At 69.6% G+C, this 23,385-nt stretch carries 25 protein-coding genes; 14 read left to right on the forward strand and 11 right to left on the reverse strand.

The genetic code is table 11. From position 1 onward, the window contains the following. Positions 1-51: 51 nt before the first annotated feature. Together trxA and NX1_RS16595 are read right to left on the reverse strand one after the other, a co-directional pair. Positions 52-423 carry a thioredoxin gene (gene trxA / locus NX1_RS16590; RefSeq protein WP_068059498.1) on the reverse strand — a complete coding sequence of 124 codons (372 nt, stop codon included), beginning with the start codon at positions 421-423 and terminating at the stop codon, positions 52-54. Positions 424-471: 48 nt separating this feature from the next. Further along, entirely contained in the window at positions 472-993 is a 522-nt protein-coding gene (locus NX1_RS16595) for a 2'-5' RNA ligase family protein (protein WP_068059500.1), read from the reverse strand. A 79-nt stretch (positions 994-1,072) separates the two neighbouring features. On the opposite strand from NX1_RS16595, the gene NX1_RS16600 reads away from it, so the two are divergent. Beyond that, on the forward strand, positions 1,073-2,158 hold the full coding sequence (locus NX1_RS16600) for an isocitrate/isopropylmalate dehydrogenase family protein (protein WP_068059502.1): 1,086 nt from the start codon (positions 1,073-1,075) through the stop codon (positions 2,156-2,158). A gap of 12 nt (positions 2,159-2,170) precedes the next feature. Here NX1_RS16600 and NX1_RS16605 read toward each other — a convergent pair whose 3' ends face one another. Further along, positions 2,171-2,515, reverse strand: coding sequence for a hypothetical protein (locus NX1_RS16605; RefSeq protein WP_084501487.1), 345 nt, complete (start codon positions 2,513-2,515; stop codon positions 2,171-2,173). An 89-nt stretch (positions 2,516-2,604) separates the two neighbouring features. Here NX1_RS16605 and NX1_RS16610 point away from each other — a divergent pair, with 89 nt between their 5' ends. Together NX1_RS16610 and NX1_RS16615 are read left to right on the forward strand one after the other, a co-directional pair. Beyond that, positions 2,605-3,159, forward strand: coding sequence for a Ppx/GppA phosphatase family protein (locus NX1_RS16610; RefSeq protein ID WP_068059508.1), 555 nt, complete (start codon positions 2,605-2,607; stop codon positions 3,157-3,159). A 93-nt stretch (positions 3,160-3,252) separates the two neighbouring features. Continuing rightward, positions 3,253-3,474 (forward strand): hypothetical protein, encoded by a 222-nt coding sequence (locus NX1_RS16615; RefSeq protein ID WP_157119810.1) that lies wholly within the window; start codon positions 3,253-3,255, stop codon positions 3,472-3,474. Positions 3,475-3,600: 126 nt separating this feature from the next. Here NX1_RS16615 and NX1_RS16620 read toward each other — a convergent pair whose 3' ends face one another. Beyond that, on the reverse strand, positions 3,601-4,680 hold the full coding sequence (locus NX1_RS16620) for an NAD-dependent epimerase/dehydratase family protein (RefSeq protein ID WP_068059513.1): 1,080 nt from the start codon (positions 4,678-4,680) through the stop codon (positions 3,601-3,603). 104 nt (positions 4,681-4,784) lie between these two features. On the opposite strand from NX1_RS16620, the gene NX1_RS16625 reads away from it, so the two are divergent. From NX1_RS16625 to NX1_RS16640, 4 genes are all read left to right on the forward strand, one after another. After that, positions 4,785-7,232, forward strand: coding sequence for a molybdopterin oxidoreductase family protein (locus tag NX1_RS16625; RefSeq protein WP_068059516.1), 2,448 nt, complete (start codon positions 4,785-4,787; stop codon positions 7,230-7,232). A 561-nt stretch (positions 7,233-7,793) separates the two neighbouring features. Next, positions 7,794-8,657, forward strand: a complete 864-nt coding sequence (locus NX1_RS16630) for an ABC transporter substrate-binding protein (RefSeq protein WP_245668535.1) — start codon at positions 7,794-7,796, stop codon at positions 8,655-8,657. 3 nt (positions 8,658-8,660) lie between these two features. After that, positions 8,661-9,620, forward strand: coding sequence for an amino acid ABC transporter permease (locus NX1_RS16635; RefSeq protein ID WP_084501488.1), 960 nt, complete (start codon positions 8,661-8,663; stop codon positions 9,618-9,620). 38 nt (positions 9,621-9,658) lie between these two features. Further along, positions 9,659-10,411, forward strand: a complete 753-nt coding sequence (locus tag NX1_RS16640; protein WP_068059594.1) for an amino acid ABC transporter ATP-binding protein — start codon at positions 9,659-9,661, stop codon at positions 10,409-10,411. Positions 10,412-10,500: 89 nt separating this feature from the next. On the opposite strand, the gene NX1_RS16645 is transcribed toward NX1_RS16640, so the two are convergent. Then, positions 10,501-11,400 (reverse strand): LysR family transcriptional regulator, encoded by a 900-nt coding sequence (locus tag NX1_RS16645; RefSeq protein WP_068059523.1) that lies wholly within the window; start codon positions 11,398-11,400, stop codon positions 10,501-10,503. Between the two features lie 71 nt (positions 11,401-11,471). On the opposite strand from NX1_RS16645, the gene NX1_RS16650 reads away from it, so the two are divergent. The 3 genes from NX1_RS16650 (at position 11,472) to NX1_RS36375 (ending at position 13,981) form a co-directional block, all read left to right on the forward strand. Continuing rightward, positions 11,472-12,845 carry an FAD-binding oxidoreductase gene (locus NX1_RS16650; protein ID WP_068059525.1) on the forward strand — a complete coding sequence of 458 codons (1,374 nt, stop codon included), beginning with the start codon at positions 11,472-11,474 and terminating at the stop codon, positions 12,843-12,845. Positions 12,846-12,928: 83 nt separating this feature from the next. Beyond that, positions 12,929-13,813: an SPFH domain-containing protein gene (locus tag NX1_RS16655; protein ID WP_068059528.1), complete on the forward strand. Its 885-nt coding sequence runs from the start codon at positions 12,929-12,931 to the stop codon at positions 13,811-13,813. A gap of 9 nt (positions 13,814-13,822) precedes the next feature. Further along, positions 13,823-13,981 carry a type II toxin-antitoxin system antitoxin gene (locus tag NX1_RS36375; protein ID WP_141812733.1) on the forward strand — a complete coding sequence of 53 codons (159 nt, stop codon included), beginning with the start codon at positions 13,823-13,825 and terminating at the stop codon, positions 13,979-13,981. A gap of 63 nt (positions 13,982-14,044) precedes the next feature. Here NX1_RS36375 and NX1_RS16660 read toward each other — a convergent pair whose 3' ends face one another. Beyond that, entirely contained in the window at positions 14,045-14,935 is an 891-nt protein-coding gene (locus NX1_RS16660) for an SDR family NAD(P)-dependent oxidoreductase (protein ID WP_084501494.1), read from the reverse strand. 49 nt (positions 14,936-14,984) lie between these two features. Between NX1_RS16660 and NX1_RS16665 the strand changes: the two genes are divergently transcribed. Further along, positions 14,985-15,572 (forward strand): TetR family transcriptional regulator, encoded by a 588-nt coding sequence (locus NX1_RS16665; RefSeq protein ID WP_068059535.1) that lies wholly within the window; start codon positions 14,985-14,987, stop codon positions 15,570-15,572. A gap of 68 nt (positions 15,573-15,640) precedes the next feature. Here NX1_RS16665 and NX1_RS16670 read toward each other — a convergent pair whose 3' ends face one another. From NX1_RS16670 to NX1_RS16680, 3 genes are read right to left on the reverse strand one after another with little or no spacing between them, the layout of a single operon-like run. Then, the gene (locus tag NX1_RS16670; RefSeq protein ID WP_084501490.1) at positions 15,641-16,366 is read right to left on the reverse strand and encodes a PucR family transcriptional regulator; all 726 of its coding nucleotides are present in this window, start codon (positions 16,364-16,366) and stop codon (positions 15,641-15,643) included. Then, on the reverse strand, positions 16,317-17,363 hold the full coding sequence (locus tag NX1_RS16675) for a helix-turn-helix transcriptional regulator (protein ID WP_068059541.1): 1,047 nt from the start codon (positions 17,361-17,363) through the stop codon (positions 16,317-16,319). Before NX1_RS16675 ends, NX1_RS16670 begins: the two co-directional genes overlap by 50 nt. A gap of 56 nt (positions 17,364-17,419) precedes the next feature. Further along, complete coding sequence (locus NX1_RS16680; RefSeq protein WP_068059544.1) at positions 17,420-18,289, reverse strand: class I SAM-dependent methyltransferase; 870 nt, start codon at positions 18,287-18,289, stop codon at positions 17,420-17,422. Positions 18,290-18,602: 313 nt separating this feature from the next. Here NX1_RS16680 and rpsA point away from each other — a divergent pair, with 313 nt between their 5' ends. Continuing rightward, positions 18,603-20,069 carry a 30S ribosomal protein S1 gene (gene rpsA / locus NX1_RS16685; protein ID WP_068059547.1) on the forward strand — a complete coding sequence of 489 codons (1,467 nt, stop codon included), beginning with the start codon at positions 18,603-18,605 and terminating at the stop codon, positions 20,067-20,069. Positions 20,070-20,215: 146 nt separating this feature from the next. Here rpsA and NX1_RS16690 read toward each other — a convergent pair whose 3' ends face one another. Next, on the reverse strand, positions 20,216-20,899 hold the full coding sequence (locus NX1_RS16690) for an NAD(P)-dependent oxidoreductase (protein ID WP_068059597.1): 684 nt from the start codon (positions 20,897-20,899) through the stop codon (positions 20,216-20,218). An 88-nt stretch (positions 20,900-20,987) separates the two neighbouring features. On the opposite strand from NX1_RS16690, the gene NX1_RS16695 reads away from it, so the two are divergent. Both NX1_RS16695 and NX1_RS16700 read left to right on the forward strand, forming a co-directional pair. Further along, entirely contained in the window at positions 20,988-21,686 is a 699-nt protein-coding gene (locus NX1_RS16695; RefSeq protein WP_068059599.1) for a TetR/AcrR family transcriptional regulator, read from the forward strand. Beyond that, the gene (locus NX1_RS16700) at positions 21,683-22,315 is read left to right on the forward strand and encodes a TetR/AcrR family transcriptional regulator (RefSeq protein ID WP_068059550.1); all 633 of its coding nucleotides are present in this window, start codon (positions 21,683-21,685) and stop codon (positions 22,313-22,315) included. The genes NX1_RS16695 and NX1_RS16700 overlap by 4 nt, the downstream gene beginning before the upstream one ends. Here NX1_RS16700 and NX1_RS16705 read toward each other — a convergent pair. Further along, the coding region (locus tag NX1_RS16705) for an MMPL family transporter (protein WP_157119811.1) at positions 22,305-23,385 on the reverse strand (1,081 nt) is incomplete at its 5' end. The genes NX1_RS16700 and NX1_RS16705 overlap by 11 nt on opposite strands.

A 23,385-nucleotide genomic window follows, 5' to 3' on the forward strand; every position in this document is an offset into this window, starting at 1 on the left:
GGTCGGGCCGGGCTCCCCAGCGGGGTGCCCGGCCCGACGCGTGCGTGGGTCTTATTCCGAAGCGGACTGCTGCTCGGCGAGCTGCTTGCGCACCTCGTCCATGTCGAGGGCCTTCACCTGGGTGACCAGGTCCTCGAGTGCGGCCGGCGGCAGCGCGCCCGGCTGCGCGAACACCAGAACGCCCTCGCGGAACGCCATGATGGTCGGGATGGAGCGGATGTTCGCGGCGGCGGCGAGACCCTGCTCGGCCTCGGTGTCGACCTTGCCGTGCACGACGTCGGGGTGCTTGGTCGAAGAGGCCTCGAAGGTCGGCGCGAAGCTCTTGCACGGGCCGCACCAATCGGCCCAGAAATCGACGAGTACCACGTCGTTTCCGGTGACTACCTCGTCGAAATTCTGCTGGGTCAGCGTCTGGGTGGCCATGACGTCCTCTCGTTGAAATGTTGCCAGCTGTAACGCCGGGCTCGGCTCTTATCTTCCACGGCCCACCGGCCACTCGCGTCGCTGGTCGCCGTCCCATCGACGGATACCCGCGATCGTGGCGGGGAAATCACGATCGGCCGCCACGGCGTGCACCGCGTCGCCGAGTTGGCGGACCGGCACCCGCCTGGCCAGCGTGATATGCGGCGTCCATGCGTCGGGACGCAGGTTGGCGGGCGCGCCGGGACACGGCGACACGATGTCGTAGACCCGCCTCTGCAGCGTGAGCAGCTGTTCGGTGGGCACGACCAGCCGCACCAGGATCGGGTGTCGTGCGCCGAACACCAGGACGCCGCCGAGCCGCACCGGGAACGGGCGGAAGATCAACTGGTCGAGGGCGCTATCGATGCGCGGCCAGATCTGCCTGGCCACCGCGATCGTGATGTGCGGGCGGTGGGTCTCGATCGCCTTGGCCGTGACGCTGGGCAGCCCGGCCTCGACGAGCAGCGTCCACTGCCGCCGAATCTCGGCCTCGGCCGCGTCGTCCACCAGCAATTCGACCGACTGCACCATGATCTTCTCAACGTAGCCGCACGGCCGCTGATGGCGGGCCGGTTCCGGTGCGGCGAGGCGGCGGCGAGAGGATTGCCCGGTGAACGAGGTGAGGACAGCGGTGCGACTAGGGCTGATCGAGGGAGACGGGATCGGTCCCGAGGTGGTGCGGGCGACCAAGACGGTCGTCGACGAGGCGCTGGCCGCGGCGGGTGCGGCCGCGGTGAAGTGGGTGCCGTTGCCGATGGGGCATCGCGCCATCGAGGAGTTCGGCGCCGCGCTGCCGGACCACACGCTGCGCGGGCTCGAGGAACTCGACGCCTGGATCCTCGGGCCGCACGACAACGCGTCCTATCCGGCCGAGCACCGCGGCGCTGTCGCACCGGGCGGCGCGATCCGCAAGCAGTTCGGCCTGTACGCGAACATTCGCCCCGCCCGCGCCTTCACGGGCGTGCGGTCGGCCGCACCGGACATCGACCTGGTGATAGTGCGGGAGAACAGCGAAGGGTTCTACGCCGACCGCAATATGTTCGCCGGTTCGGGGGAGTTCCAGCCGACCCGCGACATGGCGATGTCCGTCGGCGTGGTGACCCGGCGCGCTTGCGAGCTGATCGCGCACGAGGCGTTCCGCTTGGCCTCGGCGCGCCGCAAGCGGGTCACCATCGTGCACAAGGCGAACGTGCTGCCGATGACCATGGGCCTCTTTCGCGACGTCTGCTACGACGTGGCGCGCGCCTACCCTGGCGTCGAGGTGGACGACGAGCACGTGGACGCGACAGCCGCCCACCTGGTCCGCGCCGCGGGCGATTTCGACGTGCTGGTCACCGAGAACCTGTTCGGCGACATCTTGTCCGATCTGGCGGGCGAACTGAGCGGTTCGCTCGGCATGGCCGCCTCGTTGAATTGTTCGGCCACCCGCGCGATGGCGCAGGCGGTGCACGGCGCCGCGCCGACGCTTGCCGGGCACAATCGCGCCAATCCGGTCGCGTTGCAGCTGTCGGCCGCGATGTTGCTGCGCTGGTTGGGAACTCGCGACGCGGATGGCGCGCTGCAGGCCGCGGCGGACCGCATCGAGCGCGCGGTGGCGGCGACATTCGCGGCGGGTATCGCGACGGCCGACCTGGGTGGTCAGGCCTCGACCGGCGAGTTCACCGAGCAGGTGTGCGCCAGGGTGCACCGCCGCTGAATCGGCCGTGGCTCAGTTGCCCGCGGACAGTCCGGTGGCGAGCTTGACGACGACCTTCTGATCGGTGACCTCCTGCACCGTGACGTTCAGGCCCTCGGCGGGCTGGGTCTCGCCGACCGGGACGTCGACCTGCTGGCCGCCGACCTTCATGGTGACCGTGTTCCCGTTCACCGCGACGAGTTCCGCGTCGATGCCGAGAATGTTCGCCTTGGCGTCCACGCCGCGGTCGAAGGTCACGGTGCATCCGCCGACATTGCATTCGGATTTGGTGCCCGCCCCCTCCACGGTGCAGGCGGCCGCGCCGAGCGGAACGAGCAGGGCCATGGTGGACAGGGTGAGCAGCCGTCGAACGCGCATCGGGCCAGTGTAGGGGGAATCGGACATCTCCGGCGCTGCGTCATGTCCGCGGCCGGTGTAGGCGCGGGTGAACCGGGTAGTGCGTCCGCGTGAGGCTCGGTGTTCTGGATCTGGGGTCGAACTCGGCGCAGTTTCTGGTCGTGGACGCGTCGTCCGGCGCGCCGCCCCTGCCGATCCGGGCGTTGAAAGAGCCGGTGGCGCTCGCGGAGGACATAGACGCGGACGGGGAGGTCACCGACGCCGGTATCGAACGAACCGCGGCGGCGATGTCCCGCATCCTGCAGGCTGCGAGGCGCTACGAGATCGACAGCTTCTACGCCTTCGTCACGGCCGCCATCCGGGACGCGCCGAATCGGGAGACGGTGCTCGACGGCATCGAACGAACCGCGGGAGTCCGTCCGCAATTTCTGACCGGCGCTCAGGAAGCCCGGCTGACCTATCTGGCGGTGCGGCGGTGGTACGGGTGGCGTGCGGGGCCGCTGCTCGTTCTCGATATCGGCGGCGGCTCGATGGAATTGGCGCTCGGCCGCGACGACGAACCGGAACTCGCGCTCTCGCTTCCGCTGGGCGCGGGACGGCTGACCCGGGCCTGCAACGCGACCTCGCCCGCGCGACCAGCGCCGCAGACGCGCTGCACCGGCTGATCGGCAGCTATACCGCGTACTGAGAATCCGGCCCTGATCCAGTTGCTCATCACCTCGGAAGCCGCTCAGCTCGGGCCGGAGGAGAGCCATCGGATGCGCGGAACTCAGCACGAGTACGTCTCCGAATGGGTGGCACTCGTGCGCGGGCACCACCCGGAGATGGATCCGACGGAAGCGCGCATCCGCGTGCACGCGGCGCTCGGCGCCGTCAACGACATCGCGGCGACACCGCATCTGCGCGCGTCGGCGGGTATCGACGCGGCCGCCAGGATCGTCTGCGGCGCACTGCTCCGCATCGACCCGCCCCGCGCCTGAGAGTGTGCTGGACGCCGCAGGTCCGGCAGGACCGGCATGCGGCGCCGGGATCTGGCGGGCACCGCCTCGGGCCCGGTGCGGACCGCATGCGGCGCGGAGATCTGGCGGGCGCGGGCGTCGGATCGACTAGTGCGCCGCGGCGCCCCACTGGTCGACGGGATCGCGGCCGCCCACACCGGAGGCGAATTCCCTGATGCGCCACCGGCCGCCCGCGTCCGGCGCCAGTGGGGGAGTGTCGCCGCCCGCGTTGGCCTTGAACCCGTCGAGCATCTCGCGCAGCGTGTCGGTGGCGGTGTGGCGCGGAGTCCAGTCGAGCTCGGTCCGCGCTCGGCTGGTGTCCATGATCGGCAGTCGCAGCAGCGCGTCGAACAGTCCCGGCGGCGTCGGCGCCAAGCGCAGCCGCCACGCCGTCGTGAGAGCCGCGCGGACCGCGCTCGGCGGGACTTCGACGGTTCTGGCGGCGAAGATCTCGCCGAGGCGTTCCCGGTCGAGCACCGGGTCCGCCGCGATATTGAACGCGCCGTCGACCTCGGAGACGACCGCGCGGGCGAAGGCGCGGCCCGCGTCGTGGCTGTGCAGCGCCTGCATGCGCAAGCCGCGGGGCAGCGGAAGGACCGGGACGACACCGGGCCGGACGAGCGGATGCGGCACCAGCGGTCCGGCGAACAGCCGCCGCTGCTCGCTGGCCGAGGCGCGCTGGAAGACGAACGACGGGCGCATGCGCACCACCCGGATCTCCGGATGTTCGGTGGCGAACGCGTCGAGAACCCGCTCGACGTAAGCCTTCTCCCGCGTGTAAGCGGCCAGCGGCCATCCGTCGGTGGGCCACGACTCGTCGACCGGGCGATCGTCGCGAGCGGGTGAATACGCGCCGATCGACGACGCGCACACCACGGCGGGCACTGCCGCGGCCGCCACCGCGGTGAGGACCCGTTGGGTCCCGATGACATTGGCGCGCCAAGTGACCTCCGGCCGGTGCGTCGGCTGGAACAGCCACGCCAAGTGCACGACCGCGTCGGCATTGCGGAAGAGGGGAGCGAGATCGTCCCCGCGCACGTCCGCGCCGGCGAACTCCACCCCGGGCGGCAGCGTCGACGGGCCGCGCCGCGCGACTCCGAGCACCGAAGTGACCGCCGGTTCGCCTGCCAACGCGGAAACGACAGAGGTGCCGATATTGCCGGTGGCACCGACTACGACCACGCGCATGAGCAACTCCTCACTGTCGGTACGTCGGCCGTACCACGGGACCGCCGGATCAAACCGCCGCCCTGTCCCGGGTTGCCGGGTAGGTCGACGGGTACGCGGCCGGTATGGACAAGCGAGATCGGATAGCGGAACCGTGGGGGCACCGCCTCCCGTACGACGCGGGGCAGCAGTGGCCCGAGCGGGTCGACATGTATCTGGTGGACGGCGTCGAGCCCGAGGACGTGCAGCGGTGGGTGCCGTCCGCCTCGGTATTGAGCTCCAACGGCGACGCGTTCGACATCGCCGTCGTCGACGGCAGGATGGTCGGTGTCCGCGGCCGCGCCGTCGACCGGGTGAACCGAGGCAGACTCGGCCCGAAGGACCTGTTCGGCTGGCAGGCCAACGCGTCCCCCGACCGCCTGACGCGCCCGCTCGTCCGGCGCGACGGCGAGCTCGTCGAGACGGATTGGGACACGGCCATGGACCGCGTGGTGCGGCACAGCAAGGCGCTGCTCGAGCGGCACGGTCCCGAGTCGATCGGGTTCTATACCTCGGGCCAGCTGTTCCTGGAGGAGTACTACACGCTGGGCGTGCTGACCCACGCCGGGATCGGCACCAATCACGTCGACGGGAACACCCGGCTGTGCACGGCGACGGCCGCCGAAGCGCTGAAGGAGTCCTTCGGCTGCGACGGTCAGCCGGGCTCGTACACCGACGTCGACCACGCCGATGTCATCGCGCTGTTCGGGCACAACGTGGCCGAGACGCAGTCGGTGCTGTGGACGCGGATCCTGGACCGTCTGGCCGGACCGAACCCGCCCGCGCTCCTGTGCGTCGACCCGCGCCACACCCCGGTCGCCGCGCACGCGACCGTCCACCTCACGCCGCTGCCCGGCACCAATGTCGCGCTGATGAACGCGCTGCTGCACGAGATCGTCGCCAACGGCTGGGTGGATCTGGATTACGTTCACGAGCACACCGTCGGCTTCGACGAATTGCGGTCTCGGGTAAGCGAATGCACCCCCGAGCGGGCGGCGCGGATCTGCGACGTCGACGCCGAGGAGATCCGCAGGGCGGCCAGGCTGCTCGGCACCGCGACCCGGCTGCTGTCGACGGTGCTACAGGGCTTCTACCAGTCCCATCAGGCGACCGCGGCCGCGGTCCAGGTCAACAACGTCCACCTCATCCGCGGAATGCTCGGCCGCCCCGGCTGCGGGGTGTTGCAGATGAACGGGCAGCCGACGGCGCAGAACACCCGCGAATGCGGCGCCGACGGCGACATGGCCGGCTTCCGCAACTGGGCCAACGACGCGCACGTCGCCGAGCTGGCCGAGCGGTGGCGGGTCGATCCGGACCGGATCCCGCACTCGGGGCCGCCGACCCACGTCATGAAGATGATCCAGTTCGCCGAGCAGGGCGACATCCGGATGCTGTGGGTGAGCGCGACCAACCCCGCGGTGTCGTTGCCGGAACTTGCGCGCGTCCGATCGATCCTCGCGCGCGACGACCTGTTCCTCGTGGTGCAGGACATCTTCCCGACCGAGACCGCGGCCATGGCCGATGTCGTGCTGCCCGCCGCGGCGTGGGGCGAGAAGTCCGGCGCGTTCACCAACGCCGATCGCACCGTGCACCTCTCGGAGCGGGCCGTCGACCCGCCCGGCGAGGCGCGGTCCGACCTCGACATCTTCCTCGACTACGCCCGCCGCATGGATTTTCGTGACCGGGACGGCGGCCCGCTGATCCACTGGCACGATCCGGAGTCGGCGTTCGATGCGTGGAAGGCGTGTTCGGCCGGACGACCGTGCGACTACAGCGGCCTGACCTATGCGAAGCTGCGCGCCGGCTCGGGCATCCAATGGCCTTGCGACAGCGCGCATCCGGACGGTACCGAGCGCCTGTACAGCGACGGGCGCTTCTGGAGCGCACCCGAGGACTGCGAGTCCTACGGCAAGGACCTGATCTCCGGAAAACCGGTCGAGCCCGCCGAGTACCGCGCGCTGAACCCGCAGGGCAAGGCGATCATCAAATCGGCCGACTACGTCCACCCGCGCGAGGCGCCCGTCGCCGAGCATCCGTTCGCGCTGGTCACCGGGCGAACGCTGTACCAGTTCCACACCAGGACCAAGACCGCGCGGGTACCGCAGCTGGACGCGGCCGCGCCGGAGGTCTGGATCGAGATCTCGCGCGCCGACGCCGACCGCGCGGAGATCGGCGAGGGCGACTTGGTCGAGGTCTCGACGCGGCGCGGGTCGGTGCGGGCCCGCGCCAGAGTCGGCCGGATCCGCCCCGGCGTGCTCTTCCTGCCGTTCCACTATGGCTACTGGGATCGCGGCGACGCTGCGCACGACCGGGCCGCGAACGAGCTGACCCCGACCGACTGGGATCCGGTGTCCAAACAGCCGCTCTTCAAGACCGCGGCCGCGAACCTGCGGCGGGTGGCTCCGGGCACGGATCCGGCCCCCGCGCCGACGACGACCGCGTCCGCCCCGCTCGACGCCTCCGTGGCGGCAACCACCGGCGGTCCCGCGGCGTTCGCCGTCGAACTCGGCACCTCTGTGGGCGGCTCGAGCTGAGCCGCCCGGACGAGATGTGCGAATATCCCTGTGCTATGGCCTTTTTCGCGCGGCATCTCGAGGATGTACTCGGATCCGCGGCCCGCCGAGCGGGGTGTGTGCGCGTCGGACTCCGTACGGCGGAAGAGCTACGGTGACGTTCCTCGAATAGCTAATTTTCAGCGATGCCTTGCGTTGGCCGCTTCCAGCGAAAGTGGATCGCGGCGTCCGGTGGGGGCGGCTCGCATCTCTGCTTCGACGCTGGTTCGGGCGTCGCACCGCTACCGTTCGCGGACGGGGCGACGTGTCGATCGCGACATGCGGGACCGGTCGGCAATTGGGTGGCAACCCGCAGCGTGCGGCTATCGGACCCGAGGGTATGGTGTCCGGTCGGCGCACCGGCAGCCTGTACCGGGATGGAGTCCGCAACGAGCCGATGTGGAATTCCATTACTGTCCAGCACGAAACGTCTCGGTCGCTTAGATTGCCAAACGGGTGGTGACACCCGGGTTTCTTGTAACCGAAATGTGGAGGGCTGCTGTGTCTGATCGATCGAAGCCTGGCAGGCGGGCCCTGCGGGCGATGTGCGCGCTCACCGGCGCGGCACTCGTGCTGGCGGGCTGTACCACCAACACCGAGGAAACCGGACCGACGGTCTCCAAGGTGCAGGTGGACAAGGTGACCGCGATCGCCGATCAATTGCCCGACAAGGTCAAGCAGGCGGGCAAGCTGGTCATCGGCGTGAACGTGCCGTACCAGCCCAACGAGTACAAGGACGCGAGCGGCAAGATCGTCGGCTTCGACGTGGATGTGATGGACGCGGTCGCCTCCGTGCTCGGCCTCGAGGCCGAGTACGTGGAGTCGGCCTTCGAGAAGATCATTCCGGCGATCCAGGCGGGCACCTACGACGTCGGCATGTCCTCGATCACCGACTCGAAGGAACGCGAGCAGCAGGTCGACTTCACCACCTACTTCAACGCGGGCATCCAGTGGGCCCAGCAGACCGGCAAGCCGGTCGACCCGAGCAACGCTTGCGGCAAGAAGGTCGCCGTGCAGGCGACCACCGTCGAGCACACCGACGAGGTGCCCGCCAAGAGCGCCAAGTGCGTCGCGGAGGGCAAGCCCGCCATCGACATCAAGCCGTTCGACGAGCAGAGCGCCGCGACCAACGCGCTCGTGCTCGGCCAGGTCGACGCGATGTCGGCCGATTCGCCGGTGACCGCCTACGCGATCAAGCAGAGCAGCGGCAAGATCGAGACCGCGGGCCCGGTGTTCGACTCCGCGCCCTACGGCTGGGCGGTGCCGAAGGGCTCGCCGCTGGCCAAGGTCCTGCAGGCCGCGGTCAACCACCTGATCCAGAACGGCCAGTACAAGCAGATCACCGAGAACTGGGGCGTGCAGGAAGGCGCGATCACCCAGTCGGTCGTCAACGGCGCCGTGAGCTGATCCATGTCCGACACCGACACCACCGTCGTGCCCGGCGATCCCGGGCCCGGCGGCGTCCCCGCGCCTGCCGAGCCGGAGCCGATCAAAGCGGTTCCGCTGCGCAGGCCGGGCCGATGGATCGCCGCGGCCGTCATCCTCGTGCTGCTCGGCCTGTTCGTCTACGGCGCCGCCACCAATGACGCCTACCAGTGGGGCACCTACGGGAAGTACCTGTTCGACAGCCGCATCGTGGCAGGTGCGGTCGTCACCCTCGAGCTGACCGTGCTGGCGATGGCGATCGCCATCGTGCTCGGCACCGTGCTCGCGGTGATGCGCCTTTCGCCGAACCCGGTGCTGCGCTCCGCCGCCTGGGTGTATCTCTGGATCTTCCGCGGCACACCGATTTTCGTGCAGTTGGTGTTCTGGGGTCTGGTGCCCTCGCTGTACCAGCAGATTCATCTCGGAGTGCCGTTCGGGCCGCAGTTCTTCGAGCTCGACGTGCAGCATCTGCAGGCGGCGTTCACCTTCGCCGTCATCGGCCTCGGCCTCAACGAGGCCGCCTACATGGCCGAAATCGTCCGCGCGGGAATCAATTCCGTTGGCGAGGGGCAGCGCGAGGCGTCGATCGCGCTCGGCATGTCCTGGACCCAGACCATGCGGCGCACCGTGCTCCCGCAGGCGATGCGGGTGATCATCCCGCCCACCGGCAACGAACTCATCGGCATGCTGAAGACCACCTCGCTGGTCACCGCGATCCCGTTGAGCACCGACCTGTTCGGCCGGGCCCGCGACATCTACGGCGTGAACTTCCAGCCGATCCCGCTGCTGCTGGTCACCGCGACCTGGTACCTGGCCATCACCAGCGTGCTGATGGTCGGCCAGTTCTACCTGGAGCGGTACTACTCGCGCGGCGCGTCCCGGCAGCTGACCGCCAAGCAGCTACAGGAACTGGCCGACGCACAGAGCGTGGTGAAGGCGAAATGACGGTTTCCAAGGACAAGGACGAGCAGGCCGCGCCGCGGATGATCGTCGCCGACCGGGTGTGCAAGAACTTCGGCGCGCTGCAAGTGCTCAAGGGCATTTCGCTGGAGGTGTCGCGGGGTGAGGTGCTGTGTCTGATCGGCCCGTCCGGCTCCGGCAAATCCACCTTCCTGCGCTGCATCAACCACCTCGAGCAGGTGAACGCGGGCAGGCTGTACGTGGACGGCGAGCTCGTCGGATACCGCCAGAAGGGTGACAAGCTCTACGAACTGCATCCGCGCGACGCGGCCAGGCAGCGCCGCGATATCGGCATGGTGTTCCAGCACTTCAACCTGTTCCCGCACCGCACGGCGCTGGAGAACATCATCGAGGCGCCGACGCAGGTGAAGAAGGTGCGCAAGGCCGACGCGGTGGCCCGAGCGCACGAACTGCTCGATCGAGTCGGCATGGCGGACAAGGCCAACGCCTACCCGGCTCAGCTGTCCGGCGGTCAGCAGCAGCGCGTCGCGATCGCCAGGGCGCTGGCCATGGATCCGAAGCTGATGCTGTTCGACGAGCCGACCTCGGCGCTGGATCCGGAACTGGTCGGCGAGGTGCTTCAGGTGATGCGCGAGCTCGCCGAGAGCGGCATGACCATGGTGGTGGTGACGCACGAGATGGGCTTCGCCCGCGAGGTCGCCGACCAGCTGGCGTTCATGGACGGCGGCGTGGTGGTGGAGGCGGGTGTGCCGCGCGAGGTGCTCGCGAACCCGAAACACGAACGCACCAAGGCATTTCTGTCGCGGTTGCTCTGAGCGGCGACGACGGTGGGCCGGGTATCCGATGGGCGCCCGGCCCGTCTTGTCGGGACTGACTTTCGGGTGACCGATCACCGGAACGGCGATTATCGGCGACTGCCGAACGCGATGCGAAGCTGGCCGAGCAGCACCTTGGTGGCGGGCGGCGCTGGGTGATCGGCGCGCCAGACGATGGCCAGCTGTCCGCGCAGATCGGGCTCGACGATCGGCAAGGCGCGCACGCCGTGCGCGGCGGCCTCCTCCTCGGTCAGCGCGGGGACCACGGCGACGCCGAGGCCGTGGGCCGCGAGTCGTAGCAGCAGGGGCGGCGCGGCGGCTTCGAAGGCGACGCGCGGTTCGAAACCCGCGGCGGCGCAGGCGCGTTCGAATACCCCGCGCAGTCCGGTGCCCGTCGGCAGGCAGATCAGCGGATGGTCGCGCAGCGCGGCGAGCGGGATGGTCGCGCCGTGGGTGTGGTCGTCGGCGGCGACCGCGGCGACCACCGGAGTGTCCAGTACCACGTGGCTGCCCAGTCCCGGATCGAGCTCGGCGCCGGTCAGGCCGACCAGGGCGATGTCGAGTTCGCCGCCACAGAGCGCGGCGAGCATGCGTTCGGAGGTGTCCTCGGTCAGGCTGATGCCGACCCCTGGGTGGTCGGCGTGGAAATCGGCGAGCACCGCGGCGACGTCGAATTCCTCGGTGGCAGCGCCGGAGATCAGTCCGACGCGCACGTGGCCGCGCAGCAGGCCGGTGAACTCGTCCACCGTGTCGGCGATCCGCTGAGCCGCGGCCAAGGCCGCTTCGGCGTGTGGCAGCACGGCAGCGCCGACGTCGGTGAGCGTCACGGTCCGGCCGCCGCGATCGAACAGCGGTTGCCCGAGTTCTCGTTCGAATTGCCGGATCTGCGCGCTCAGACCGGGCTGGGCGAGGTGCAAACGGGCGGCGGCGCGGGTGAAGTTCGCTTCCTCCGCCACGGCGACGAAGTAGCGCAGGTGGCGCAGTTCCATAACTGCTGATTCTAATATCGATAGAAACTATCTGTTGTACTTATCATTCGTCGCCGGGCATCGTCGATGGCATGGCAGACAACGCAACGCAGACAACCGATTTCGCGGTCTTCACCGGCCCGGTCTTCCGGCCGGGCGAACCCGGATACGAGGCGGAGATCGCCGGGTTCCAGACCGCCTACACCCACCGGCCCGCGCTGGTGGTCGGCGCGGCGCACGCCGAGGATGTCCGCGCCGCGGTGGAATACGCCGCGCGCCACGGACTTCCGGTGGCCGTGCAGGCGACCGGGCACGGGCTTTCGGTGGCGGCGGAGGGCGGGGTGCTGATCAGCACCGCGCGTATGACCGACATTCGGATCGATTCCGGCACGCGCACCGCGCGGGTCGGCGCGGGGGTGCGCGCGGGCGCGCTGGTCGAGGCGGCCGCGCGGTTCGGGCTGGCGCCGCTGAACGGCTCCTCGCCGTCGGTCGGCGTGGTCGGCTACACGCTCGGCGGCGGACTCGGCCTGCTGGCAAGGGAATTCGGCTACGCGGCCGATCACGTGCGGACGATCGAACTGGTCACCGCGGACGGCAGGATGCGCACGCTGCGCCCGGGCGACGAGCTGTTCGGCGCGGTGCTCGGCAGCGGCGGCAATTTCGGCGTGGTGACGGCGCTCGAGCTCGGCCTGGTTCCGGTTCGGACGGTCTACGGCGGGCAACTGGTGTTCGACGAGCCGCTGGCGGGACCGGCGCTGGAGGCTTGGCGGCAGTGGACCGCGACGGTGCCCGAGCAGCTGACCTCGACCGTCACCACGCTGACCTACCCCGACATCCCGCAGGTGCCGGAGGCGCTGCGCGGCCGGTACGTCGCCTCGATCCGCGTCGCGTTCGATGGGTCTGCCGAGGAGGGTGAGCGGCTGGTCGCGCCGCTGCGCGCGGTCGGCGCCCGGCTGCGCGACGATCTGCGCGACATGCCCTACACCGAATCGCACACCATCCACAGCGATCCCGACCACCCGCACGCCTACGCCGCGACCAATGCTGTTCTCGGCGAACTCACCGGTGACGCGTTGGCCGCGTTGGCCGCCGCCACCGGTCCGGTCGGGTCGATTCCGGCCGTGGTCGATATCCGTCACCTCGGCGGCGCGCTCGGCAGGCCCAGTCAGGCCGGGGTCTCGGTCGATCGGCGGGACGCCGCCTACGTCGTGCGCGTCATCACCATGCCCGCGCCGGCCGCGGGTGCCGGGGTACCGGCGGAGCACGGCGCGGTACGGGAGGTGTTGGCGCCGTGGACGATCGGGCACAGTCTGGCCTTCCTCTACGGCGCGGGCGACGGGGCGGACGACGCGCAGACCCGCGCGGGATACGCGCCGGACACCTACGCGCGGCTCGCGGCGCTGAAGTCGAAGTACGACCCGCACAACATGTTTCGCTTCAACCGCAACATCCGTCCCGCGGCCTGAGCGTGCGGCGCGCCCGTCGGTGATTGGCCGCCGGGCGCTCGCGTGCTATCTTGGTGATATCACTCTGATACCGGGAGGATGTCATGAAGCTCAGGCCCGCATTCCACGTCAACGGCTTTCTGGTGCTGTTGGCCTGGTTGGTGCTGACCCTCGTCTTCGGCGGCGCGGCCGCCGTGGGGTACGTCGCGGCGGCCAAGGACGGGAACACGCCCGCGCTGATCGCGGCGATCGCGGCGACCGTGGTCGTGGTGGCGCTCGCGCTGTCGGCCACCGGATTGGTGATCGTCGACCCGAACGAGGCGAAGGTGGTGCAGTTCTTCGGCCGCTACATCGGTTCGGTGAGCGAGCCGGGCTTCTTCTCGGTGGTGCCGCTGACCGACCGCAAGAGCATCTCGCTGCGGGTGCGCAACTTCGAGACGCAGAAGCTGAAGGTCAACGACGCCGACGGCAATCCGGTGGAGATCGCGGCGGTGGTCGTCTACCGGGTGGTCGACAGCTTCAAGGCCGCGTTCTCCGTCGACGATTACGAGGAGTACGTGGAGACCCAGTCCGAGGCCGCGGTGCGGCACCTGGCCACCACGCACCCCTACGACGCGCACGACGCCGGGCGCACCAGCCTGCGCGACGGCGCCGAGGTCGCCGAGGAGCTGACCGTCGAACTGCGGGACCGCACCGAGATGGCGGGCATCGAGGTGCTCGAGGCCAGGATCACCCACCTCGCCTACGCGCCGGAGATCGCCCAGGCCATGCTGGTTCGCCAGCAGGCCGCGCAGGTGGTGGCCGCGCGCACGCACATCGTGGAGGGCGCGGTCGGCATGGTCGGCCTCGCGCTGGATCGCCTGACCCAGCAGGGCGTCGTCGAACTCGACGAGGAACGCCGGGCCGCGATGGTGTCCAACCTGCTCGTTGTGCTGTGCGGCGATCGCGCGACCCAGCCCGTGGTCAACGCCGGAACGCTGTACAGCTGAGCCGGGCTCATGGTCGAACGCAAGAAGCTACTGCTGCGGTTGGACCCGGCCGTTCACGAGGCTTTGGCCAAATGGGCGGCCGACGACCTGCGCAGCATCAACGCTCAGATCGAGTACGCACTGCGCCTTGCGCTCGAACAGGCGGGCCGCAAACCGAAGTCCAAGTGAGATCGAAGCGCCTGGGACGCAGCGCCTTCCGTTGGGAGGCGCTGCTTTCGGTGTGCGCCGGTGTCAATGGGCGAGCTCGGCGATGAGGCGCACGCTGTCGTCGTAGAGCGCCCGCTGGGCCGCGAGATCGTAGGAGGCCGCCGAGGACGGGCGCTCGGCGCGGCCGGCGAAGTGGCGGCCGGTGGTCGCGGCGAGGGATGGGTCGGTGATCAAGCGGGCCAGATCCGCGCCGGACCGCGCAGGGGTGTTGACGCCGGGTAGCAGCACCAGGGCTTTGGCCACCGAGCCCCACAGTGCCTGCGCGAATCGACTTGCGTCCCTTGCCAACCCGGTGCCCGGCATCAGTCCGGGGTCGAAGGCGTTCACCGTGACGCCGTCCTCGGCGAGCCTGCGCGCCAGCTCGTAGGCGGTCTGTAGGTTGGCCAGCTTCGAGGTGCTGTAGCGGCGGCGGCCGTCGCGGTGCGCCGGTTCCGTCGCGGCGGGCGGGTGGGCGAGTTCGCGCGCGGAGGCGGTCAGTGGGTGCGGCATGCCGGTGAAGCGGCTCGGGTCGTGCGTCCCCGAGGTGACGAACACGATCCGCGCCGGCGCGACCAGATCGGCGCGCAGCTCACGCACGAGCGCAAGGTGGCCGAGATGGTTGACGCCGAACGTCGCCTCGACGCCGTCGGCCGTGTACGCGCGGCGGGTGAATTGCAGCCCGGCGTTGCAGACCAGTCCGCGCAGTGGCGGCAACCCCGCGCCGCGCAGTGCCGTCGCGAAGTCTCGCACCGAGGCGAGCGAGCCGAGGTCCAAGGCCATACCTTCGGCGCCGATCTCGGCGGCTTCCCGCTCGGCGCGCGCCGCGTCCCGGCCGGTCACGACCACGGTCCAGTGCGGATCCGCGGCCAGCGCCCTCGCGCATTCGCGGCCGAGTCCGCTTGTGCCGCCGGTGATCACCACGGTTCTGTCACTAATTGTCATATGGCATAGAATGCCATTTTTTGCGATACGTGACAATGCTTCCATGTCATTGCGTGATCGGAAGAAGGAGCGCACCCGGCGCGCGATCGCCGAGGCCGCGCTGCGGTTGTTCGCCGAGCGCGGGTTCGAGGCGGTGACCATCGCCGATATCGCCGCCGCGGCCGAGGTGGGCACCCGGACCCTGCACCGGTACTACAGCGGCAAGGACGAACTGCTCTTCGCCGAGGACGACGAGCACCGCGCCGAACTGTCCCGCCTGCTCGCCGAGCGGCCGCAAGGGGAGACCCCCGAGGAGACGCTGGCGGCCGTGATCGGTCCGATGGTGGGGCATTTCGCCGACCGGCTCGACGACTTGCGCATCCGCGACGCGCTGATCGCCGCGAACCCCGCCCTGCAAGCCCGCGACCTCGCCAAGCGCGGCGCCGTCGAAGCGCTCCTCGCCGGGCACCTCGCCAAGCAGATGGGTGTCGACCCGGCGGAAGACGTGCGGCCCCTGCTGTGGGCGAAGGTCGGCATGGCCTGCTTCTTCGCGGGCTTCGAGATCTGGTTGCGCACCGGCGGCGAGCTCGCCGACCACGTCACGGCGGCGAGGACCGCGTTGGTCGCCGAGCTAGGCGCCGCGGGTCGCTGACCCGTGCCTCCGTTGTTCCGCCGATCTCGGTGCCGCCCAAGGCGATCGAGCAACGAGCTACGTCTTCTTCACCCGTCGTTGTAGCTTCGACGCGCGTTTCCCCGCGATGCTCCGACCGTGCGGCCGAGGCGTGAGACCGGTAACGCTTCGAGCGCGGCACCGAGGTCGCGCACGGCCGCCGGATCCGCCAGCGATCGTCCGGTGAGTTCCTCGATGCGCCGCAACCGGTAGCGGATCGAGTTCGCGTGCAGGTACAGCCGCGCGCCGGTGGCCGCAGCGGAACCGCCCGCGCCGAACCAGGTTTCGAGGGTTTCCAGGAGCCTGGTGCGTTCCTCGTACGGCAGGTACAGCAACGGGCCGAGCCGCACGCGGACCATTCGCTCGGCTTCGGCGGGGGCGGCCGCCACGAGCATGGCGAGGGGGTTGTCGTCGAACCGTGCGACGCCGAACCGGCGTTCCCCCAGCCCGGCCAGCGCGAGGCGCGCGAAATGCAGTGCCTGCGGTGTCTCGGTGAGCGCGTCGTAGGGCGGGCTCATGCCGGCGCGAGCGCGGTGTTTCCGCAGTGCCTCGAGCGCCGTCGCTTCCCGGTGATCGGCTAGGGAGAGGACGCCGATCTGCTGATCGGGGAGTAGGCGCCAGGCGGAGGTGATCTGCGCGCCGCGCAGTGCGGTCTCGATGCCGGGTAGCGCTCCGCGGCCCGTGGCAGGCGCATCGGCGGCCACCACCACGTAGCGCCCCGCGGGGTCAGACGATCCCCAGCGCTCGTGACAGCAGCTCCTCGCGGGTGCGCACACCCGACTTGGCCAGTATCGCCTTCACATGATCGTCGGCCGTGTGCTCGGGGATACCCAAATCGGTTGCCATGTGCGGTGATTCGAGGCCGGCGGCGAGCAGGCCGAGCACTTGGGCCTCGCGGGTGGACAGCGTGTGCGCCCGCCCGAACAGATCCAGCCGCTCGGCCAGCGTGCTCGGAGCGAGCGAGACCGCGATGTCCTCGGTTCCGAGCCGGTCGGCGCGCACGGTGAGCCAGCGGGCTCCGCCCAGGTGGACGCGCGACCACGGCGGTCCCACCGGGGCGCCGTGCTCGGCGGCCAGCAGCGCGGCGCCCGCGTTGTAGACCGAGTTCGGGATCGGCGGCATGGCCTCCTGCGGTGGGTTGAGCCGGAGCAGCGCCGCCGCGGCGGCCGGGGTCTGGCCGCGCATCCTCAGGTCGGGTCCGAGGACGACTGCCGCCGGACCGGCAGGCGCGGGTTCGCCCTCCTCCGCGACGAAGGTGCGACCGAGAGCGGTCCGCAGCCCCCGCGTGATCGGCGCCGCCAGCGCCGCCAGGGTGGTGAGCTGAGTGGGGTCGAAGGCGCGCGGGGACTTGCGCAACAGTTCGAGGAATCCCCAGCATCCGTAGCGGTCGCCGAACACGACGGTGGCGGTGTCGAAGACGTCGAGCTCGCGCAGCACCTCGCGCCACACCCGAGAACGCGCGGGATCGCCGCCGGTGTCGACGCGCAGCGAAGTCGCCGCAATGCCCCGATCGAGCAGATCGCTCCAGCGGGTGGCCACGGTGAGGTAGCGCAGGCGGATCAGCTCCGGCAGCCGAGCCAAGCGCATCCCGAGCAGATCGGCCACCGGCGAGGTCCCGATCCTGGTGACCGGGTCGGTGAGCGTGAAGACGTGCCCGTCGAACGGGACGGCCGCGTGGAGGTCGGCGAGCACCATCTGGCGCAGCCGCGTCGCCGTGTGATCGGCTCGGCAGTGGCGTTCGACGCGATCGAGCAGCTCTCGCGCACTTGGCACCGGCCAAGTCTAGGGCGAAATCCCCTGGCTCCGGGCCGAGTCGGCGAGCCGGGATCTCAGTTCGCGCTTCCGACCTCGGCGGGCTTCTCCGTGACGAAGATGGCGGTGCCGGGAAAGAGCTCGCCGCGCAGCGGGCTCCACTGACCCCATTCCCGGTCCAGCCACTCCGGCCAGTCGGGTTCGACGATGTCGCGCAGCACCAGTCCCGCGGCGACGATCTCGCGGACCCGGTCGCCGATGGTGCGGTGGTGCTCGACGTAGGTCGCCGCGCCGTCGGCGTCCACCTCCACATAGGGCGTGCGATCGAAATAAGGAATGGACGCGGTGAGCCCCGCGGGGCCGGGGTCGTCGGGGAAGATCCAGCGCATCGGATGATTCACCGAGAAGACCCAGCGTCCGCCGGGCCGCAGCACCCTGGCCACCTCGCGCATCACCAGCGCGGAGTCGGCGACGAAGGGCACCGCGCCGAACGCCGAGCAGGCCAGATCGAAGGACGCGTCGGCGAACGGCAGCGCTTCGGCGCCGGCCTGCACCAGCGGAACCCGCGGCCCGCCGCGCGCCATCGCGGCCAGTCCCCGCTTCAGCATGCCCATCGAGAGATCGAGACCGACCGGCAGCGCGCCCTGTCCGGCCAGCCAGCGTGCGCACGGGGCCGACCCGCAACCGATCTCCAGCACGCGCTTGCCCGCGAGGTCCTCGCCGAGAAAGTGCATATCGCCCTCGTGCAATCCCTCCGGGCACCACACGAACTCGCCGCCGGGGGAGTCGACGCCGAGGAAATCGGCGTGGGTCTGGTGATACTGATCGGCGTCGGCGTCCCACCAGCGCCTGCTGGCGCGTTCGCTGTCGGCCGAACTCAGCCGGGTTCGCGCCGTTCCGGCGGTTCCGAGCAGGGCGTTCGCTTGGGCATGACGATCTTCCGACACGCGCGTGAGCTTAACGATCGCGGCGCGCCGGAGGCGCTCCGGCGTGGCGTGTAGACCGGTTTGCCCGTGCGGACCAAGGTCGCGTACGCTGAACGCGCGAGTGTCTGCTGTACCGACGTACCGGTGTACCGAAGTAACGATCTACCGACGTATCAGCGTACTGAAATAACAGAGCGCCCGTGCTGAGTTTCACAAGTGGATGAGTGCGGTACGTTCCTCTGTGTCCGTCGTCGCATCGTCGCGGTGATTTCGCAGCGTACCGAAAGTTCCAATGTCCGCAACCGACCACAATCCGTCCGGAGCAAACCGACACATGCCCACCACCGTCACCTCGCCGCAGGTAGCCGTCAACGACATCGGCTCCGCCGAGGACTTCCTCGCCGCCATCGACGCCACGATCAAGTACTTCAACGACGGCGACATCGTCGAAGGAACCATCGTCAAGGTCGATCGCGACGAGGTTCTGCTCGACATCGGTTACAAGACCGAAGGCGTCATCCCCTCCCGCGAACTCTCCATCAAGCACGATGTCGACCCGAACGAGGTCGTTTCCGTGGGCGATGAGGTCGAGGCCCTCGTTCTCACCAAGGAGGACAAGGAAGGCCGCCTGATCCTGTCGAAGAAGCGGGCGCAGTACGAGCGTGCGTGGGGCACCATCGAGGAGCTCAAGGAGAAGGACGAGGCCGTCAAGGGCACCGTCATCGAGGTCGTCAAGGGCGGCCTGATCCTCGACATCGGCCTGCGCGGCTTCCTGCCCGCCTCGCTCGTCGAGATGCGTCGCGTCCGCGACCTCCAGCCGTACGTCGGCAAGGAGATCGAGGCCAAGATCATCGAGCTGGACAAGAACCGCAACAACGTGGTCCTTTCCCGCCGCGCTTGGCTGGAGCAGACCCAGTCCGAGGTGCGCTCCGAGTTCCTGCACCAGCTGCAGAAGGGCCAGGTCCGCAAGGGTGTGGTCTCCTCGATCGTCAACTTCGGCGCCTTCGTGGACCTGGGCGGCGTGGACGGTCTGGTGCACGTCTCCGAGCTGTCCTGGAAGCACATCGACCACCCGTCCGAGGTCGTCGAGGTCGGCAACGAGGTCACCGTCGAGGTTCTCGACGTCGATCTGGACCGCGAGCGTGTTTCGCTGTCGCTCAAGGCGACTCAGGAAGACCCGTGGCGTCAGTTCGCCCGCACCCACGCGATCGGCCAGATCGTGCCGGGCAAGGTCACCAAGCTGGTTCCGTTCGGTGCGTTCGTGCGCGTCGAAGAGGGCATCGAGGGCCTGGTGCACATCTCCGAGCTGGCCGAGCGCCACGTCGAGGTCCCGGACCAGGTCGTCGCGGTCGGCGACGACGCGATGGTCAAGGTCATCGACATCGACCTGGAGCGTCGCCGGATCTCGCTGTCGCTGAAGCAGGCGAACGAGGACTACCACGCCGAGTTCGACCCGTCGAAGTACGGCATGGCCGACAGCTACGACGAGCAGGGCAACTACATCTTCCCCGAGGGCTTCGACCCCGAGACCAACGAATGGCTCGAGGGCTTCGACAAGCAGCGCGAGGAGTGGGAAGGCCGCTACGCCGAGGCGGAGCGTCGCCACAAGATGCACACCGCGCAGATGGAGAAGATGGCGGCCGACGCCGCGGCCGAGGCCGCGAACGGCGGCGGCGCGTCGAACTACTCCTCCGAGAGCGGTTCGCAGTCCTCGTCCAGCCAGGCCGAGCCCGCCGGCGGTTCGCTGGCCAGCGACGCCCAGCTCGCGGCCCTGCGGGAGAAGCTCTCCGGCAACGCCTGATTCGGGTAGAGCACATGCGAAGGCCCCGGTCCCCACGGACCGGGGCCTTCGTCCTTTTCCGGGTTCGGCCGCGGCGGCTGGACCGCGGCCGACCTATTGCGGGAATGGTTCTCCACCGCGCCGCTCGGTGCTGAAACCGATTGCGCTCAGGCCGCCGCGGCGACGGTGAATCGGCGCTGCACGAAGCGGGGGTTCTCGGTTTCGTCGAGAAGGGCGACGGCCAAGTCCTCGGCCGAGATGTCGGTGTCTGCGATCAACAGCTGGTCGCCGCCGACGCGATAGCGGCCGGTGCGGGCGCCGGGCTGGATAAGGCCCGACGACGGGCTGAGGTAGGTCCAGTTGCGGTTGGAGACGCGGTAGACGTTCAACGCGTCCCGCAGCGCCACCACCACGTCCCGGTATTCCGCGGGCACGCCGAGGTTCTCGGTGAGGATGCGCGTGAATTCCGTTCCGGTGTCGACGAGTTGGCGTCCCGGCGCGACTTCCAGGCTGCCCGCGCCGCCGACCGCGAGCAGCCGGATGTCCGTGTGTCGTTCCAGCGCGCCCACCATGGCGTGCGCTCCGGTGACGAAGGCGTCCGCGTTGGCGATGGTGTCGGCGATGCCGTGCCCGGCGTTCACCGCGCTGATCACCACGTCCAGCCCCGCGATGGCCGCGGCGATGCTGTCGGCGTCGAGCCAGTCCGCCACCACCCAGCGCACCTCACCCCGGTCGGCGGGGAAGCGAGCGGAGTCCCGCGCGAACGCGGTGACGTCGTGCCCGCGCCGCCGCGCCTCTTCGACCACCCGGCCGCCGATGACGCCGCTCGCGCCGAAAATTCCGATCTTCACGATGCCCACCTCTATACGCCGTTCGATTACTACACGCCGTTTAGTAACGACACGGCTGATAGTAGCCAAACGCTGTAGAGTGTCAACCGTGGTCGAGGTGAAGAGCCGTCGGGAACGATTGCGCCGGGAGGCGACGGAAGAGATCAAAGCCATCGCTTTGCGCCTGCTCGCCGATGGCGGTCCGGACGCCATCTCGCTGCGCGCCATCGCGCGCGAGATGGGCATGACCGCGGGCGCGCTGTACGGCTATTTCGCCACCCGCGACGAGCTGATCACCACCCTCATCTCCGACGTGTACACCGAACTGATCGACCGGGTGGAGGCCGCCAGAGACGCCGTGCCCGAGGACGATCCCGGCGGACGCATCGTCGCCTGGGGTGAAGCCGTCCGCGAGTGGGCCGTCGGAAATCCCGAAGGATTCCGGCTGATCTACGGTGACCCGGTGCTCGGTTACCAGCCCCCGCCGGAGGGCCCGGCCCGCGAGGCGGAATTGCGCGCCTGCGACGGACTCGTCGGTCTCGCCGCCGCCGCGTGGCCCCGCGCCGCCGCCACGCAGTCCCTCGGGGATTCGACGTGGTCGGACTTCGATCCGGCGCTGGTCGAGCACGTGCGCGCCGACTTCCCCGACCTGCCGCCCGCCGCACTGGCCTTGGCGTTGCGCATGTGGGGTCGCATGCACGGCCCGATCGCGCTGGAGGTGTACGGCCACCTGCGCCCCCAATCGCAGGACCCGGCAAAACTTTTCCACATCGAGATGCTCGATCTGGTGCGAGCGGTGGGCTTGTGACGGCGACGCACCGCAGGCTTCCCGCCACCGTCTGGGAGCGCAGGAGGATCGAGGCGATGAGCCGGATCCAGCGGGTGGCGCTGGATCTGTTCGACGCGCACGGGTATCGCGAGGTGACCGTCGAGCGGGTGGCCGCCGCGGCAGGGGTGTCGCCGAGCTCGGTCTACCGCTACTTCGGTACCAAGGAAATGCTCGTCCTCTACGACGAGGCGGACCCGCAGCTCCTCGAGGTGATGCGCACGGCCGGCGACGGCGAAACCCTCGATCCCGCTGAGCTTCTCGCGGTGGCGCGCCCGCTGGTTCCGGTGATGGTCGGTGTACTGCTCACCCCGGATTCCGAACGCCGCATCGCGCGGCGGGTCCGGTACATGCACGCCTTCCCCGAGGTCCGGGATGGTCAGACCCGGCAGATGCGCGAGCTGGAGGAACAGTTCCGGGTGCTGTTCGCCGAGCGCTGCGGGCTCGATCCCAACGACCTGCGGGTCCGGCTGGCCGCGTCCACCGCGATCTGGGGCGGCGTCGCTGTCCTGGACCATTGGGCGGGAACGGGTTTCGCCGGACGGCTGAGCGAGATATATACCGCGGCGGTGGAATCGATGATCGACGCGCTGGAGGCGATCATCGGCTGACGCCGGCCGTCGCGGTCGTGCGAGGCCATCGCGGCAGCCACCAGTTCCACCGGCCGAACAGCCGCATGAAGGCGGGCACCAGGATCAGCCGCACGACGAGCGCGTCGATGGTGATGGCGACCGCCAGCGCGAACCCGATCTGCTTTAGTTCCAACACGTCCGCGGTCACGAAGCTCGCGAACACGGCGACCATGATGGCCGCGGCGGCGGTGATCGGGCGGGCGGTGCGCTGCAATCCCTCGGCGACCGCGGCGGCGTTGTCCTGGTCGCGGTCCCACGCCTCTTTCATGCGCCGGATGAGGAACACCTCGTAGTCCATCGAGAGGCCGAAGAGCACCGCGAACACCAGCATCGGCAGATAGACCTGGAGGAAGCCGGTGCTCTCGAAACCGAGCAGGGATTCGCCTATGCCGTACTGGAATACGGCCACGGTGATGCCCAATGCCGCGCCGGTGGCGAGCAGATTCAGCAGGATCGCCTTGACCGCGAGCACGATGCTGCGGAACGCCAGCATCAGGAAGGCCAGCGAGACCGTGAGCACCAGGACGATCACCCAGGGGAAGCGGCCGGTGATCCGTTCGGAGACTTCGGCGAAGGTCGCGGGCGTGCCGCCGACGCGTACTTCCGCGCCCTCGATTTCCGCCGCGCGGGAACGGATCTCGTCGGTGAGCTCGGCGACGGCAGTGGAGTCGAAGGTTTCCTTCGGCACGACGGCGATCATGATGCGCCCAGCGGACTGCTGGGGCAGCACCGTCGCGACGCGCGGGTCGTGGGACAGCGCGTTGGCGAACGCGTGCACCTCCGACTGCGCCGCGCTCAGCAGGGGCCCGTCGTCGGGTCCGGTGGCGAGCACCGTGAGCGGGGCGAGCAAGCCGGGGCCGAAGTTGTCTTCCACCAGGCGCGTCGCCTCGCCGCTCGGCCGGTCGCCGAGCGAACCGAGACCCATGTCGATGCCGTAGCGAATGCCGGTGATCGGCGCCGCGGCGACGGCGAGAACGGCGACGCCGATCAGGCCGAACAGCACCGGCCTGCGCATGACGAGGCGGGCCCAGCGCGCCCACGCGCTCGAC

It is taken from the genome of Nocardia xishanensis NBRC 101358, assembly GCF_001613365.1.
Taxonomy (GTDB): Bacteria; Actinomycetota; Actinomycetes; order Mycobacteriales; family Mycobacteriaceae; genus Nocardia; species Nocardia xishanensis.

Bases quoted from the DNA above. Each gene is read 5' to 3' on its own strand.
- trxA (WP_068059498.1), bottom strand. From the start codon at position 423: ATGGCCACCCAGACGCTGACCCAGCAGAATTTCGACGAGGTAGTCACC.
- NX1_RS16650 (WP_068059525.1), top strand. From the start codon at position 11,472: ATGGCAGACAACGCAACGCAGACAACCGATTTCGCGGTCTTCACCGGC.
- NX1_RS16645 (WP_068059523.1), bottom strand. From the start codon at position 11,400: ATGGAACTGCGCCACCTGCGCTACTTCGTCGCCGTGGCGGAGGAAGCG.
- rpsA (WP_068059547.1), top strand. From the start codon at position 18,603: ATGCCCACCACCGTCACCTCGCCGCAGGTAGCCGTCAACGACATCGGC.
- NX1_RS16625 (WP_068059516.1), top strand. From the start codon at position 4,785: ATGGACAAGCGAGATCGGATAGCGGAACCGTGGGGGCACCGCCTCCCG.
- NX1_RS16655 (WP_068059528.1), top strand. From the start codon at position 12,929: ATGAAGCTCAGGCCCGCATTCCACGTCAACGGCTTTCTGGTGCTGTTG.
- NX1_RS16615 (WP_157119810.1), top strand. From the start codon at position 3,253: ATGCGCGGAACTCAGCACGAGTACGTCTCCGAATGGGTGGCACTCGTG.
- NX1_RS16605 (WP_084501487.1), bottom strand. From the start codon at position 2,515: ATGCGCGTTCGACGGCTGCTCACCCTGTCCACCATGGCCCTGCTCGTT.
- NX1_RS36375 (WP_141812733.1), top strand. From the start codon at position 13,823: ATGGTCGAACGCAAGAAGCTACTGCTGCGGTTGGACCCGGCCGTTCAC.
- NX1_RS16665 (WP_068059535.1), top strand. From the start codon at position 14,985: ATGTCATTGCGTGATCGGAAGAAGGAGCGCACCCGGCGCGCGATCGCC.
- NX1_RS16635 (WP_084501488.1), top strand. From the start codon at position 8,661: ATGTCCGACACCGACACCACCGTCGTGCCCGGCGATCCCGGGCCCGGC.
- NX1_RS16620 (WP_068059513.1), bottom strand. From the start codon at position 4,680: ATGCGCGTGGTCGTAGTCGGTGCCACCGGCAATATCGGCACCTCTGTC.
- NX1_RS16630 (WP_245668535.1), top strand. From the start codon at position 7,794: ATGTGCGCGCTCACCGGCGCGGCACTCGTGCTGGCGGGCTGTACCACC.
- NX1_RS16640 (WP_068059594.1), top strand. From the start codon at position 9,659: ATGATCGTCGCCGACCGGGTGTGCAAGAACTTCGGCGCGCTGCAAGTG.
- NX1_RS16595 (WP_068059500.1), bottom strand. From the start codon at position 993: ATGGTGCAGTCGGTCGAATTGCTGGTGGACGACGCGGCCGAGGCCGAG.